General features: G+C 74.0%; 3 protein-coding genes. All 3 read right to left on the reverse strand.

What is annotated here, in order from left to right; all coding sequences use genetic code 11:
• Positions 1-58: 58 nt before the first annotated feature.
• Positions 59-268 (reverse strand): MbtH family protein, encoded by a 210-nt coding sequence (locus tag ACF1A1_RS32435; RefSeq protein ID WP_392004606.1) that lies wholly within the window; start codon positions 266-268, stop codon positions 59-61.
• The gene (locus ACF1A1_RS32440; RefSeq protein ID WP_392004608.1) at positions 265-14,523 is read right to left on the reverse strand and encodes an amino acid adenylation domain-containing protein; all 14,259 of its coding nucleotides are present in this window, start codon (positions 14,521-14,523) and stop codon (positions 265-267) included. Before ACF1A1_RS32440 ends, ACF1A1_RS32435 begins: the two co-directional genes overlap by 4 nt.
• Before the next feature lie 214 nt (positions 14,524-14,737).
• Positions 14,738-15,793 (reverse strand): iron-siderophore ABC transporter substrate-binding protein, encoded by a 1,056-nt coding sequence (locus tag ACF1A1_RS32445; RefSeq protein ID WP_392004610.1) that lies wholly within the window; start codon positions 15,791-15,793, stop codon positions 14,738-14,740.
• Positions 15,794-15,852 lie beyond the last annotated feature (59 nt).

The raw sequence follows: 15,852 nt of genomic DNA on the forward strand, positions 1-15,852 counted from the left end.
CGGCGGCCCCGAGGAGACCCGGGGACGTCGGGTACGGGGTGACCGCCCCGGCGCCCGGTCAGCCCCGCTCCGCGAGGAGCCCGGCCGGGCGCAGGTCGGTCCAGTGGGACTCCACGTAGTCGAGGCAGGCTTCGCGGGTGTCCTCGCCGAAGACGGTCCGCCACCCGGCCGGAACCTCGGCGAAGGACGGCCAGAGGGAGTGCTGGTTCTCGTCGTTGACCAGCACCAGGAAGCGGCCCTGCGGGTCCTCGAACGGGTTGGTCGTCATGCGTTGTCCCTCCTGGTGGACGTGGTGGACGTGGTGGACGTTGCGGTGGACGTGGCGGTGGACAACTCCGAGAGCGGCTGCTCCGGATCCGCCGCCGCGTGGCGCAGCAGCGTCACGAGTTCCTCGGCGAGCCGCCGTGCCTTGGCGGTGCCGAGCAGGCCGGTCGAGTGGATCAGCGCGCAGTGCACCGGGCCGTCGCCACGCGGCTCGTGGAAGCTCAGGGTCAGCTCCGCGCGGGTCGTGCCGGTCGGCACGGCCTGGAGCGAGCCCATGCCGCCCTCCAGCCGTTCGAGGTCCGCCTGCTCGTGGTGGATCACCATGACCTGCGGTCCCCGCGGGGGCAGACCGGTCACGCGGACGACCTCGTCGAACGGGACGTCCTGCCGGTCCAGGGCGCTGAGCGTCGTCTCCCGTACGCGGGTCAGGAGTTCCGTGAAGGTGGGGTCGCCGGTCGTGTCGGTGCGGAGCACGACGGTGTTGAAGAAGCAGCCGACCAGGTCGGCGAGCTGGTCGTCGGTGCGGCCGGCGACCATCGTGCCGATGGGCAGGTCGGTGCCCGCGCCGTGGGCGGTGAGCAGGGCCGCCAGGGCGGAGTGCAGCACCATGAACATGCTGGTGCCGGTGTCACGGGCGAGCCGGTCCACGGCCGCGTGCAGGTCCTCGTCGAGCACGAAGCCGACGTGGCCGGCGGCCGGGCCCGGCCCGCCGGGCGTGGCGGAGCGCGGCCGGTCCGCGGGCAGCGCCAGCTCCCGAGGGACGCCCTCGAGCGTCCGCCGCCAGTGGGCGAGCTGCTGTCCGCCCCGGCTGTCCGGGTCGGACAGGTCGCCGAGCACCTCACGGGCCCAGTGCGCGTAGTCGGTGTACGTCACCGGCAGCGGCTCCCACACCGGTGCCCGGCCCCGCGTACGGGCCGCGTACGCGGTGGTGAGGTCGCGGAACAGGGGCACCACCGACCATTCGTCCACCGTGAGGTAGTGCAGGGTCAGCAGGACCGCCTGGCTGCCGTCCGGGCCGGTGAGCAGCCGGGCCCGCACCGGCGGTTCCTGCGCCGCGTCCGGTGCCTGGGCCGCGAGTTCGGCCAGCCGGGCGTCCAGGTCCGCGCACCGCTCCACGGCCAGGGCCGGGGGCTCGGCGACCCGCCGGTACACCGTGCCGTCCCGCTCGGTGAACGCCGTGCGCAGCGGCTCGTGCCGGGCCGCCACATCGGCCAGGGCGAGCGCGAGCGCGTCGGCGTCCAGCCCGCCCGGCGACCGCAGCGCCAACGCGTGGTCGAAACCGGGGCCGCGCCGGTACGCGTCCCACTGCCACCGCTGGACCGGTGCGAGGTGCCGCGGGGCGTCCTCCGCGCCGTCTCCGCCGGCCGGGCGCAGCGCGGGCCGGGCGGCCGACGCCCCGTCGAGCTTGGCCGCGATGCCGACGACGGTGAGCGCGTCGAAGACGTCCCGGATGCTCAGTTCGGCTCCGAACTCGGCGCGGATGCGGCCGAGAAGGCGCATCGCGGCCATGGAGTGGCCGCCGAGCGCGAAGAAGTTGTCGTGTACGCCGACACTGTCCAGCTTGAGGATCTCGCAGAACAGTGCGGCGAGCCGGGCCTGCGTCTCGGTGGCCGGGCGGGCGTCGCCGGTCATCGCCGACCAGTCCGGGGCCGGCAGCGCCTTGCGGTCGAGCTTGCCGTTGGGGGTCAGCGGCAGCGGTCCGTCCAGCGGGATGACGAGGGCCGGGACCATGTACTCGGGCAGCAGAGCGGCGACATGGGCGCGCAGCTCCTGGGGGTCGACCTCGTCCCCGGCCTCGGGGACGGCGTAGCCGACGAGGCGGACGATGTCGCCGTCGCGGTCCGGTACCACGGCGGCCTGGGCGACCGACGGGTGCCCGGCGAGCGCCGCCTCCGTCTCGCCCAGCTCGATCCGGAAGCCGCGCACCTTGACCTGGGTGTCGACGCGGCCGAGGAAGTCGAGGTTGCCGTCCGCCCGCCAGCGGGCGCGGTCGCCGGTGCGGTACATCCGGCTGCCGGGCGGGCCGTACGGGTCCGCGACGAACCGCTCGGCGGTCAGCGCGGCCTTGCCGAGGTAGCCGCGCGCCAGGCCGCGTCCGGAGACGTACAGCTCCCCCGCCACCCCCGGCGGTACCGGGCGCAGCCTGTCGTCCAGGACGTAGCAGCGGGTGTTGGGGTCGGGCCGCCCGATGGGCACCCGGCCGACGGGCCGCCCGCCGTGCTCCCGGGCGGGCCACAGCGTGGAGTTGACGGTCGCCTCGGTGAGCCCGTACGCGCAGATCAGGTGGGCTGTGGCGCCGAAGCGTTCGAACAGGTCCGGGGGCACGGTCTCGGTGCCGACCAGGACCGTCGAGCCCTCGGGCAGTTCGCAGCCGGGCGGCAGGGCGGAGACGAGGGACGGGGGCAGGATCATGTGGGTGATCCGGTGGTCGGCGAGGAAGTCGGTGAGCGCCGGACCGGCGACACGTGCCTCGTCGGCGACGAGGACGAGCCGGCCGCCGTGGCACAGCGCCATCGACAGTTCGAAGACGAACACGTCGAAGCCGATCGAGGCGAACTGGAGGACGCTGCTGTCGCCTCGCAGACCCATCCGGTCGACGGCGGTGGCGACCAGGCTGGCGATGCCCTCGTGCGGGACGACGACGCCCTTGGGGCGGCCGGTCGAGCCGGAGGTGTAGATCACGTACGCGGCCTGGTCCAGCGCGACCGGGAGGCGGTCCACCGTGCCGGACAGCCGGTCGAGTTGGGCCGCCGTCTCGGGCGCGTCCAGCAGGACGAGGGGTACGCCCGCCACGTCGGGGATCTTCCCGGCCACGGGCTCGGTGCCGACGACCAGCGCGGCGTCCGAGTCCTCGATCATGTATGCGAGGCGGTCGGCCGGATGGGCCAGGTCGAGCGGCAGGAACGCGGCGCCGAGCTTCAGCGCGGCGAGCACGGTGGCGACCATGTCGACCGAGCGGGGCACGGCCACGCCGACCACGCTCTCGGTCCCGACGCCCCGCTCGGCGAGCAGGCGGGCGATGCGGTCGGAGCGGGCGTCGAGCTGGGCGTACGTCACCGAGCGGGAACGCTCCACCACGGCGACCGCGTCGGGCCGTTCGGCGAGCCGCTGGGCGAACAGGGCGGGCAGGGATGCCTCGTCCACGTCCCGCGCGGTGGCGTTGAAGCCCTCCAGGACCAGCCTGCGCTCGTCGGCTTCGAGGATCTCCGCCTGCGAGACGGGCCGTCCGGGCGCGGCGACGAGGTCGGCGACGAGCCTGCGGAGCCGGTCGCCGAGCTGCTCGGCCGTCTCCCGGTCGAACAGCTCGGTGGCGAACTCCAGGCGGCACACGAGGGACCCGGCGTCGCCGTCGGCGGCCAGGTGCTCGGTGAAGCTGAACACCAGGTCGAACTTGGCGGAGGTGATCCGGGCCGGCACGTACTCGGCCCGCAGGCCGGGCAGTTGCAGTCCGTCGCCCGTGCGGGCGTGGTAGCCGACCATCACCTGGAACAGCGGGTTGCGGGAGAGCGACCGGGTCGGGTTGATCTTCTCCACGACCGCCTCGAACGGCACGTCCGCGTGGGAGAACGCGGCCAGGTCGGTCTCGCGGACCCGGGCCAGCAGTTCGGTGAAGGTGGGGTCGCCGCTGAGGTCGGTGCGCAGCACGAGCGTGTTGACGAAGAAGCCGACCAGGTCGTCCAGCGCCTCGTCGCCGCGGCCCGCGATGGGCGCGCCGAGGGGGATGTCCGTCCCGGCGCCGATGCGGTGCAGCAGGGTGGCGACGGCCGCGTGCACGACCATGAACATGCTGGCGCCGGTCTCGCGGGCGAGCCGCTTCAGCCCCTCGTGGACCTCTGCGTCGAACGCGATGTCCAGTTCGGCGCCGGAGAACGCCGGGCGGGCCGGGCGCGGCCGGTCCGTGGGCAGCTCCAGCTCCTCGGGTGCGCCGGCCAGTGCCGTACGCCAGTACTCCAGTTGCCGGGCGGCCAGGCCGACCGGGTCGGCGGGGTCGCCGAGCAGCCGCCGCTGCCACAGGGCGTAGTCGGCGTACTGGACGGGCAGCGGCTCCCAGGCGGGGGCCGCACCGCGGGTGCGGGCGCGGTAGGCGGTGGCCAGGTCGCGCAGGAAGGGGCGGTCCGACCACTCGTCGGTGGTGATGTGGTGGAGCAGCAGGACGACGACGTGGTCCTCGGGCGTCACCTGAACGACCGTGGCCCGCAGGGGCAGTTCTGCGGCCAGGTCGAACGGGCGGTTGACCGCCCGGTCCACGATGCCGGGCACCTCGTCCTCGGTGGCGGTCAGGTGCTCCACCGGCGGGCGGGCCTCTTCGGCGGGCAGGACGCGTTGGAACACCTGGCCGTCGCGCTCGGCGAAGACCGTGCGCAGCGCCTCGTGACGGGCCGTCACATCGGTCAGCGCCGCACGCCACGCGTCCGCGTCGAGGGGGCCGCGCAGCCGTATCACCAACGGGAAGTTGTACGCGGCCGACGTGCACTCGATCTGCTGGATGACCCACAGGCGCTGCTGGGCGTGGGACAGCGGCAGTTCGCCGGGCCGTTCTCCGGCCGTCAGTGCCGGGCGGGAGGCGGTGTCCGAGGGGGCCGCGCGCTCGACCAGTTCGGCGACGGTGGGCGCCTCGAACAGGTCGCGGATCGCCAGTTCGGCGTCGAGCGCGGTGCGGGCGCGGCTGATCAGACGGGTGGCCAGCAGGGAGTGGCCGCCGAGGTCGAAGAAGTCGCTGTCGATGCCGACGCTGCCCTCGGGCAGTGCGAGCACCTCGGCGAAGAGCGCGCAGAGCGTCTCCTCCCGCGCCGTGCGCGGCGGGCGACTGGTGCCCGTGCCGCCGAAGTCCGGGGCGGGCAGCGCCTTGACGTCGAGCTTGCCGTTGACGGTCAGCGGCAGCGTCGTGACGGGGACCAGTGCGGCGGGGACCATGTAGTCCGGCAGGGCGGCCTTCAGGTGGTCGCGCAGCCGCTGGAGCAGGTCCTCCCCCGCCTCGGTGCCGTCCTCGGGTACGACGTAGCCCACCAGGCGCTTGGTCCCGGCGGTCCCGGCCACGACGACCGCCGCGTGCGCGACCCGCGGATGCGCGGTCAGGGCCGTGGAGATCTCGCCGAGTTCGACGCGGTAGCCGCGGATCTTCACCTGGTCGTCGGTGCGGCCGAGGAAGTCCAGCAGGCCGTCGGGGCGTTGCCGGACGAGGTCACCGGTGCGGTACATGCGCTCGCCGGGCTCGCCGAACGGGTCGGCGACGAACCGCTCGGCGGTCAGGCCGGGCCGGTCGTGATAGCCGCGGGCCAGGCCGGTGCCGGCGATGTACAGCTCGCCCGGGCAGCCGGGCGGGACGGGCCGCAGCATCGTGTCGAGCACGTGGGCGCGGGTGTTGCGGATGGGCAGGCCGACGGTGGGAGTGGCGCTGTCGGTGGTGGAGCCGCCGAGGGTGTTGATCGTGTACTCGGTGGGCCCGTACAGGTTGTAGCCGTAGACGCCCTCCGTGTCGCGCAGCCTGCTCCACACCGCGTCGGACACCGCTTCGCCGCCGAGCAGGACCAGGGCGGGCCGGTGCTTCCCGGCCGCCTCGTCCCGGTCCAGCAGGCCTTCCTCGATGAGCAGTTGGGCGTAGGTCGGGGTCACGTTGACGACGTCGACGCGGTGCCGGTCGCAGTAGGCCACCAGGGCCTCGGCGTCGCGCCGCAGGTCCTCGTCGCACACGTGCACCTCATGGCCCTCGACGAGCCAGAGCAGCTCCTCCCAGGACATGTCGAAGGCGAAGGAGACGGTGTGCGCGATGCGCAGCCGCCGCCCGCCGGCCGAGGCGATGGCCGGGTCGAAGATCTCCTTCTGGTGGTTGAGCTGCATGTTCGTCAGGCCCCGGTACGGGGTGACGACGCCCTTGGGGCGGCCGGTCGACCCGGAGGTGTAGATGACGTACGCCGGGTGCTCCAGGCGGCCGGGCACGCCGTGCGCGAACGCGGGGCGCTCGGCGTCCGTGATCTCGCCGTCCGGGAGGGCGGCGAGTTCGGCGGTCACGGCCTCGTCGTCCAGGAGGAGTTCGGGCGCGGCGGGGCCCGTGTCGCCGTGCAGCGTGGGGGCGACGGCGGTGGTGGACACCAGGCACAGCGGGCCGGTGTCCTCGACCATCAGGCGCAGCCGGTCGGCCGGGTGGTCCAGGTCCAGCGGCAGGTACGCGGCTCCGGTGCGCAGGACGGCGAACAGCGCGGCGACCATGTCGATGGACCGGGGCAGCGCGAGGGCGACCACCTTCTCCGGGCCCGCGCCCCGCGCGAGCAGCAGCCGGGCCAGCCGGTTGACGTGCGCGTCCAACTCGGCGTAGGTGAGGGCGCGTTCACCGAAGACCAGCGCGACCGCGTCCGGGGTTCGGGCGACCTGGGCGGCGAGCAGGTCGGCGATGGTGTCGTCCGGCACCGGGTCGCGGGTGGTCTCCCGGGCGGCGGCCAGGGCGGCCTGCTCGCCCGGCAGGAGCAGGTCGACGCCGACGGTCCGGGCCGTGGCGGCGGCCGGGCCGGCCAGGACCTCGGTGAGCCGCTCCAGGACCGCCGTGAACCGGGCGAGGATCGTCGTCGCGCCCTCGGCGTCGAACAGGTCGGGCCTCGCCGCCAGGGTGACCCGCAGCCGGGTCTCCGGCGTGACGATCAGGGTGAGCGGGAAGTGGGTGCCGTCCACGTTCGACACGTCGGTGATGCCGTGCCGCTGCCTCAGCTCCGCGGCACGCTCCTCGCCGTCGGCCGAGCGCAGCACGAAGAGGGTGTCGAACAGGCGGCGGTGACCGGTCTCCTGCTGGAGCGCGCCGAGGCCGACGTACTCGTACGGCATCACGGCGACGCGCTCGGACTGCGTCCGGCGCAGCAGGTCGAGCAGGGGTTCGTCCGGGGTGAGGGCGACTCGGGCCGGGACGGTGTTGAGGAACATGCCGATGATGCCGGCCACGCCGGGCACGTCCGCGGGGCGTCCGGCCACCGCCGTGCCGAAGACGACGTCGCTCCGGCCGGTCATGGCCGAGAGCACCAGACCCCAGGTGGCGTTGAGCACGGTGTTCAGCGTCAGCCCGTGCCGCCGCACGGCGGTGCGCAGCCGGTCGCTGGTCTCCTGGGTCAGCACCGTGTCGAAGTCGGCCGGGATCACGGGTCCGGTGTCGCGCCCGGCCGGGGCGACCAGGGTCGGCTCGTCGAAGCCGGAGAGCGCCCGGCGCCACGCCCCGACCGCCGCTTCGGTGTCCTGCTGGTCCAGCCAGGCCAGGTAGTCGCGGTAGGAGCCGGGCTCGGGGAGGCCGGTGGCGTCGCCGGCCCGCTCGTACAGCGTGAACAGCTCCTCCAGGAACAGCCACGCGGACCAGCCGTCCCACACGATGAGGTGGTGGGTGACGACGAGCCGGTCCCGGCCGTCGCCGAGCCGGATCAGCAGCAGGCGGGCGAGCGGCGGCGCGGACAGGTCGAAGCGCCGTCGGCGGTCGGCGGCGAGGAGTGCGTCGGTCCGGGCGCGCTGCTCGTCCGCGGGCAGCCCGGACAGGTCCTCCTCCACGAGCGGGATCTCGACGCCGTCCACGATGAACTGCACGGGACGGGGCAGGCCGTCGCTGAGGAATCCGGCGCGCAGGCTGGTGTTGCGGGCCAGCAGCGTCCGGCAGGCGGCCCGCAGCCGGTCGGCGTCGATCCGCCGCTCGAAGTCCAGGGTCTCCTGGGACAGGTAGACGTCGAGTGCGTCGCCGGTGTCGTAGGTGGCGTGGAAGTACATGCCCTCCTGGAGCGGGGAGAGCGGCCAGATGTCCGCGACCGGCAGCCCGGCGGCGGCCTCGACGCGCCCGGTCTCCTCCGGTGTGAGTTCCAGTCCGCCGAGCGGGGCGGGGGGCGCCTGCTGCGGGGTGCCGGACGCGGCGGTCAGCTGCTGGAGCAGCGCCCGCAGGGCGGGGTCGACCGCCGCACCGGACTGCTCCTGCTGGGCCAGCACGGCGCCGAGGGCGGCCGCGGCCTGCCCGGCGTCGGGGGCCGGGACGGTCACGGCGGCAGGTTTCGGGTCGCTCCGGGTCTGTTCGGCGGAAGCCGCGCGCTCGGCGAGCGCGGCCGGCGTACGGCCTTCGAACACGTCACGCGGGCTGATCGTCAGTCCCCTCTCCCGGGCCTGGGTGGCGACGGCGATCGAGGTGAGGCTGTCGCCGCCGAGGACGAAGAAGTCGTCGTCCGTGCCGGTCCCCGGCACACCGAGGACGGCGGTGAAGATCTCGCACAGCGCGCGCTCCCGCTCGTCGCGCGGTGCGCGTCCCGCGCCCCTCGGGGCGGCGGAGGGCGAGGGCAGGGCGTTCTGGTCGAGCTTGCCGCTCGGGGTCAGCGGCAGCTCGTCGAGGAGCACGACGGCGGACGGCACCATGGCCGCGGGCAGCGTGTCGGCGAGCGCCGCGCGCAGGGCCTCGGCGGTGAGGTCCCGGCCGCCGGGCGCGGGGACGGCGTAACCGGCGAGGGCGCCGTCGCGGACGATCACGGCCGCGCGGGCAACCCCGGGCAGGCCCGACAGGGCCGCCTCGATCTCGCCCAGCTCGACGCGGTTGCCGCGGATCTTGACCTGGCGGTCGGTGCGCCCGAGGTACTCGACGGCCCCGTCGGCGCGGCGCCGGACCAGGTCGCCGGTGCGGTACATGCGGTCGCCCGGCGCGCCGAACGGGTCGGCGACGAACCGCCCGGCGGTCAGGCCCGGCCGGTCGTGGTAGGCGCGCGCCAGCTGGACGCCGGCGAGGTAGAGCTCGCCGGGGACGCCGTCGGGGACGGGGCGCAGGAAGGTGTCGAGCACGTACAGCCGGGTGTTCCACACGGGCCGGCCGATGGGTACGGCGAGTTCGTCGCCGCCCGCGTACGGGAAGTACGTCACGTCCACGGCCGCCTCGGTGGGCCCGTAGAGGTTGTGCAGGGGCACCGGCCCGCGCCCGGAGCGGGACGTCAGGTCCCGCCAGCGCCGGGCGTCGGCGCCGCTGAGGGCCTCGCCGCTGCAGAAGACCCGGCGCAGGCTCGCCGCCCAGTCCGGTGCGGTCACCGGGGTCTCCATGACCTGGATGAAGGCAGCCAGCATCGACGGCACGAAGTGCGCCGTGGTGATCCGCCGCGTGTGGATCAGCTCGGCCAGGTAGGCGGGGTCGCGGTGGCCGTCGGGGCGGGCCAGGACGACGGCCGCGCCCTCCACCAGGGGCCAGAAGAACTCCCACACCGACACGTCGAAGCTCGACGGTGTCTTCTGCAGGACCCGGTCGTCGGCGGCGAGCCCGTACTCCCCCTGCATCCAGGCGAGGCGGTTGACGATCGCTCGGTGCGTGACCACGACGCCCTTGGGGCGGCCGGTGGAGCCGGAGGTGTAGATCAGGTAGGCGGGGTGGTCGGGACCGGCCGGTTCCCCCGGCGTGTCCGGGACGTCCTCGTCGTGCTCGGCGAGCAGGTGATCGAGGCCCGGCACGTCGGGCAGGCGACCGGCCGCCTCGGCGGTGGTCACGACGGTCCGCGCTCCCGAGTCGCCGAGCATGAACGCGACCCGGTCGGCCGGGTAGTCGAGGTCGACGGGCAGATAGGCGGCGCCCGCCTTGAGGACGCCCAGCAGGGCGACCATCAGCTCCGCCGAGCGCGGTACGGCGACCGCGACGAACCGCTCCGGGCCCGCGCCGCGCGCCCGGAGCCGGCGGGCCAGCGCCTCGGCCCGGCGGTCGAGTTCCGCGTAGGTCAGTGTGGTGTCCTCGTGGACGACCGCGGTGGCCTGCGGGGTCCGTGCCGCCTGCGCGGCGAAGAGCGAGGCGAGGGTGGCGTCGGGGACCGGGTGGGCGGTGGCGTTGAGTCCGGCGAGACGTCGCTGTTCCCGGTGGGACAGCAGGCCGGTCCGGGCGACCGGGCGGCCGGGGGCGGACACCAGCGTCTCCAGCAGCGCCGCGAACCGGTTCGCCAGTACGGCCACCGTGAGCCGGCCGAGCCGCGCCGCGTCGTGCTTGAACCGCAGCCGCAGCCGGCCGTCCTCCGGTTCGACGACGAGCGCGAGCGGGTAGTGCACCGCGTCGAACACCTGGGTGCCGGTGATGCGCAGTGACCCGGGGTCCCGGCCGGCCGTCAGGTCGGTGCCCGGCTGGTTCTCGAACACGACGAGGGTGTCGAAGAGTTCGCCGCCCCCGGCGGCCCGCTGGATGTCGGCGAGACCGAGGTGCTGGTGGTCGAGGAGTGCCGCGTGTTCGTCCTGGACGCGCCGCAGCAGCTCGATGAGCGACTCGTCGGGCCGCAGCCGTACGCGGGCCGGGATCGTGTTGATGAACAGGCCCACGGCGGTGTCCAGTCCGTCGACCTCGGTCGTGCGTCCGGACACCGTGGTGCCGAACACGACGTCCTCGCTGCCGGTCAGCCCGCCGATCAGCAGACCCCACAGGCCGTGGACGACGGTGCTCAGGGTGAGGCCGTGGGTGCGGGCGCGGGCGGTCAGGTCGGCGGTGAGCCGCTCGGGCAGCAGGGTGTCGACGTGCTCCGGGCGGGCGCCCGTCTTCTCGTCGCCCGCCACGAGGAGGGTTTCGGGCAGCCGGGTCGGCCCCTCCAGGCCGGACAGGGCGTCGCGCCACGCGTCGCGCGCGGCGTCGCGGTCTCTGGCGGCCAGCCAGGCCAGGTACGGCTGCGGGGCGATCGGTTCCGGCAGTTCCTCGTCCCGGTGGGCGGCGAGGAGTTCGCGGAGCAGGACGGAGACCGACCAGCCGTCGGCGATGACGTGGTGCAGGGTGAGCAGGAGCCGGTGGCGCCGCCCGTCCCGGATCAGGGTGGCCCGCATCAGGGGCGGGCGGGCGAGGTCGAACCGCTCGGCCCGGTCCGCCGCGAGCAGGTCGTCCAGTCCGGTCTCGGCGGTGTCGGCCGTCCGCCAGGGCAGGGTCACGCGCTCCGCGAGCCGCTGGACGACCTCACCGCCGGGCAGTTGACGGAACGAGGCGCGCAGCAACGGGTGCCTGTCCAGCAGCAGTTGCAGTGTCCGGCGCAGCCGGTCGGGGTCGACCGGGCCCGCGAGGTCGAGGAGTTCCTGGACCAGGTACAGGTCGGCGGCCTGCCCGTCGAACCGCGCGTGGAAGTAGAAGCCTTCCTGGAGCGGGGAGACCGGCAGGGCATCCTCGTCGAGGCGCACCGGTGCCGCCGGGGCCGTACTGGGCGCGGCCTGGTGGGCGGTGCGGGCGAGCGCCGCCACGGTGCGCTGCCGGAACACGTCACGCGGGGTGATCGCCAGTCCGGCCGCGCGGGCGCGGTTGACGAGCTGGATCGCGACGATGCTGTCGCCGCCCAGTTCGAAGAAGCTGTCGTGGACACCGGCCGACGGCAGTCCGAGGACCTCCGCGAACAGGGCGGCGAGCACGGTCTCGGCGGGGGTGCCCGGGGTGTCGGATCCGCTCATCGCCGTCCACCGGGGCTCGGGCAGGGCGCGGCTGTCCAGCTTTCCGTTGGGTGTCAGCGGAAGGGGTCCGTCGAGGACGACGGCGGCGGACGGCACCATGAAGTCGGGCAGCGCCTCCGCCACGTGAGCCCGTGCCGCGGCCACCACGGCGTCGGTGTCCGCGCCGCCGGGTTCCGGGACGAGGTAGGCGACCAGGCGCTTGACGCCCCGGTGGTCGTCGCGGACGAGGACGGCGGCCTGGGCGATGCCGGGGCAGGCCATGAAGGCGCTCTCGACCTCGCCGGGCTCGATGCGGTGGCCGCGGATCTTGATCTGTCCGTCCGCGCGGCCCAGGAACTCCAGGTTGCCGTCCGCGGCCCAGCGGACCCGGTCGCCGGTGCGGTACATCCGGTCGCCCGGCGCGCCGAACGGGTCGGCGACGAACCGCTCGGCGGTCAGCCCGGCCCGGCCCAGGTAACCGCGGGCCAGGCCGCGCCCGGCCACGTACAGCTCGCCCTCCGTGCCCACGGGTACGGGGCGCAGGGCCGCGTCGAGCACATAGGCCCGGGTGTTGGGGTCGGGCCGGCCGATCGGCGCGGGCCCGGGCCGGCCGGGATCCGCGAGCCACAGCGTGGAGTTGACGGTCGCCTCGGTGAGGCCGTAGGCGACGACGACCCTCAGCCGCCCCGCCCAGCGGGCGATGAGTTCACCCGGCACCGCCTCGGTGCCGACCACGAGGACGGCGCCGTCGGGGAGTTCGCAGTCCTGCGGCAGGGCCGAGACGAGCGACGGCGGCAGGATCATGTGGGTGGCGCGGTGGTGCGCGATGTACTCGGTCAGGGCGGGTCCGGCGACCCGGCGCTCGGTGGGGACGACGATGATCCGGCCGCCGACGCACAGCGACATGACGAGGTCCCACACCGTCACGTCGAAGCCGACGGACGCGAACTGCACGACGCGGCTGGTGGCGTCGACGCCGATCCGGTCGGTGGCCGTCGCGATCAGGCTGCCGACGCCGTCGTGGGTGACGACGACGCCCTTGGGGCGGCCGGTGGAGCCGGAGGTGTAGATGACGTACGCGGCCTGGTCCAGGGCGATCGGCAGGCCGAGGTCCGCTCCGTCGAGCAGGGCGCACTCGTCCACCGTGGCGGGGTCGTCGAGCAGCACCCGGGTGACGCCGGGCGCCTCGGGGAGGTCGCCGGCGAGTTCGCCCACGGTGACGACGGTCCGCGCCCCGGAGTCGGACAGCATGTAGGCGATCCGGTCCTGGGGGTGGTCGGCGTCCAGGGGCAGATACGCGGCCCCGGTCTTCATCACCGCGAGCAGGGCGACGACGAGTTCGGGCGAGCGGGGCAGGGCCACGGCGACCACGTCCTCGGCGCCCACCCCCCGGGCAACCAGCAGGCGGGCGAGCCGGTTCGCGGACGTGTCGAGTTGGGCGTACGTCAGCTCCCGGTCCTCGTACGCCAGCGCGACGGCGTCGGGCGAGCGGCCCGCCTGCCGCTCGAACGCGGCGGGCCAGGACAGTTCGGGCACCTCGCGCGGTGACACCCCGAACGTGTCGAGCAGCTCGGCGCGTTCGGCGCCGGAGGTGAGTTCGATGCGGCCGACGGGGCGGTCGAGGTCCTCGGCGAGGGAGTGCAGCAGTCGGAGGAAGCGGTGCTCGTGGTCGCTCAGCGTCTGTTCGTCGCAGACGTCCGCGTCCACGTCGAGGTGGAGGCGGACGCCCCGGCCCGCCTCGGAGTCGGCGAAGCTGAAGGCCAGGTCGCTGACCGGGCCGAGCCATGCCGGGTGGAGTTCCGTGGCGAGGTCCCCGAAGCGCAGGTCCCCGGTGCGGGGCAGGATGTTGACCGTCGGGCCGACCAGCTCCGCCACACCGTCGGCCAGGCCGAGGTCCCTGGCCAGGTCCTCGGCGCGGTACCGCCCGTGCTCGACCGCCTCGGTGACCGCGCGTGCCACGTCGGCCACCAGGTCGGCCCCGGTCGTGCCGGGGCGGACCGACACCCGCAGCGGAACGACGTTGGACACCATGCCGGGCACGGCCGCCGACACGGCGTCCGGACGGGCGGCGACCGGCAGGCCGAGGACGAGGTCCCGCTCGCCGCTGACCCGGTGCAGGTAGGCGGCGACGGCGGCGAGCAGCAGCCGGGAGACCCTGACGCCCGCCTTCCGGGCGGCGGCACCCAGTCGCGCGGTGTCCCGCGGGGACAGTTCCGCACTGCGCCTCAGGCGCCGCGTCATCAGCGCGGGGCCGCGCTCGACGAGGCGTACGGGTTCCGGACGCCCGGCCATGCGGTCCAGCCAGTAGGCGCGGTCCACTCCCCGCCGCTCGGAGCCGCGGTACGCCTCGTCGGCGGCGACCAGGCCGGACAGCGCCCAGTCCGCGGCGGCGGACGCCTGTTCACCGGCGGTGTAGATCTCGCCGGCCCGGCGGGTGAGGAGCGCGACGCCCATGCCGTCGACGACGATGTGGTGGTAGCGCTGGTACCACCGCACACGGTCGTCCGCGAGCCGCAGCACGGCCTGGGCGAACAGCGGGCCGGTCGTGAGGTCGACGGGCCGGTCGCGTTCGGCCGCCTGCCAGGCGTCGGCCGCCCGCTCGGGCTCCGGTTCCCCTCGGAGATCGACGACGCGGACGTCGACGGGAAGGCGCTCGACGGTCTGCCGCGGGACGTTGCCCTCGGCCGTGACACGCACGTGCAGGGCCTCGGCCTCCCCGACGGCCTGCCGTACGGCGGCGGACAGGCGCGCGTGGTCCACCTCGCCACGCAGTTCCAGGACGAAGGAGATGTTGTAGGCCGTGCTGTCCGGCTCGATCTGCTGGGCAAGCCAGATGCCGGATTGGCCGCCGGTGACGGCTGTACCGGCAGCGGGGGTCAGGTCCGACTCGGCGTCACACATCTTCGGAGGGCCCTTCCCTGTGGTGCGTCAGTGGGGAGTCGTACGACAGTGAGGCTGCGGAGGCACCTCGCCGCCCCGTCCGCCGCACGGGCGGACGGGCCGGCGACGCGCACCGCCGACCCACCGCCCGTCGCCGGACGGTCGTCAGCGGTGCGCGGTCACCCCGCTGGAGGACCGTTGTCACTCGATGGCCGCTGTCACTCGATGGCCGCTGTCACTTGATGGCCGTCAGCAGCGGCTCGATCTCTTCGATCGCGTAGGGAATCGACAGGACCGTGTTGAAGGAGAACGCCGCGCCGATGTCCGGGTCCTGGTAGGGCACGAACAGGTCGCGCTTCTCCGTGTGGACCTTCAGCTTCTTGTACAGCGGCTCGGCCTTGATCCGGTCGTTGGCCTCGGTGCTGGAGGTGACCCAGACGAGGCGGTCGACGTCGAGCACGTTCAGCTTCTCGGCGCTGAGTTCGGCGACGTTCCAGCCCGGCTTGGCCAGCGTGTCGATCTCGGGCTTCAGCTTGAAGCCGAGTTCGCTGAAGAAGATCGCCTTGGGGTCGGTCTTGGTGAACGCCGAGTACTTGCCGGCCTCGAAGCTGTCGGCCACGGCCAGGGTCAGCGCGGCCCATTCCGGGTGCGCCTCACGGGCCGCCTTGAACTGCGCGTCGATGTCCGTGATCAGCTTCTCGGTCTCGGTCTCCTTGCCGAGCGCCTTGCCGATCTGGCGGGTCATCACCTGCCAGGGCGCCGCGTAGTCGGCGTAGTCCTTGGGCTGGGCGACGACCTTGGTGAACTTGGAGAGCGTGTCGTACTGCTCCTTCTTCATGCCCGAGTACTCGGCGATGACCAGGTCCGGCTTCAGCGCCGCGATCTTCTCCATGTTGTACTCGTCGCGCTCACCGACGATCTCGGGTGCGTCGGAGCCCCACTTGTCCTTGGTCCACGGCCACTTGCCGTACGGCTGCTCCTTGAACCAGTCCACGGCCCCGACCGGCTTGATGCCGAGGGCCAGCACGGCGTCCTGGTCCGACAGGCCGAGCGTGACGACCCGCTTCGGTTCCTTCTCGATGGTCGTGCTGCCGTACTTGTGCTCGACCGTGACCGGGAACGCCGCGGACTCGGCGCCCGCGCCGGCCGACGCGGACGTCCCGGACTCCGACGCGGTGTTGTCGGTCCCGCCCCCACAGGCGGTCAGGGTCAGCGCGGCGACGGCGGCCACGGCCGCCCTGGGGACGTATCTGGCGAACCGCGCCAGCACGGGTCGTGTACCAGTGGACACGTGTGTTTCCTTTCACGGGGTGTCACAGTGCTGCGGTGCCTGCCGGTCGCACGGGTGCC

Source organism: Streptomyces sp. NPDC014995, from assembly GCF_043080745.1.
Taxonomy (GTDB): Bacteria; Actinomycetota; Actinomycetes; order Streptomycetales; family Streptomycetaceae; genus Streptomyces.

Excerpts from the sequence above, each read along its gene's own strand:
- ACF1A1_RS32435 (WP_392004606.1), bottom strand. The coding sequence starts at position 268 with ATGACGACCAACCCGTTCGAGGACCCGCAGGGCCGCTTCCTGGTGCTG.
- ACF1A1_RS32440 (WP_392004608.1), bottom strand. The coding sequence starts at position 14,523 with ATGTGTGACGCCGAGTCGGACCTGACCCCCGCTGCCGGTACAGCCGTC.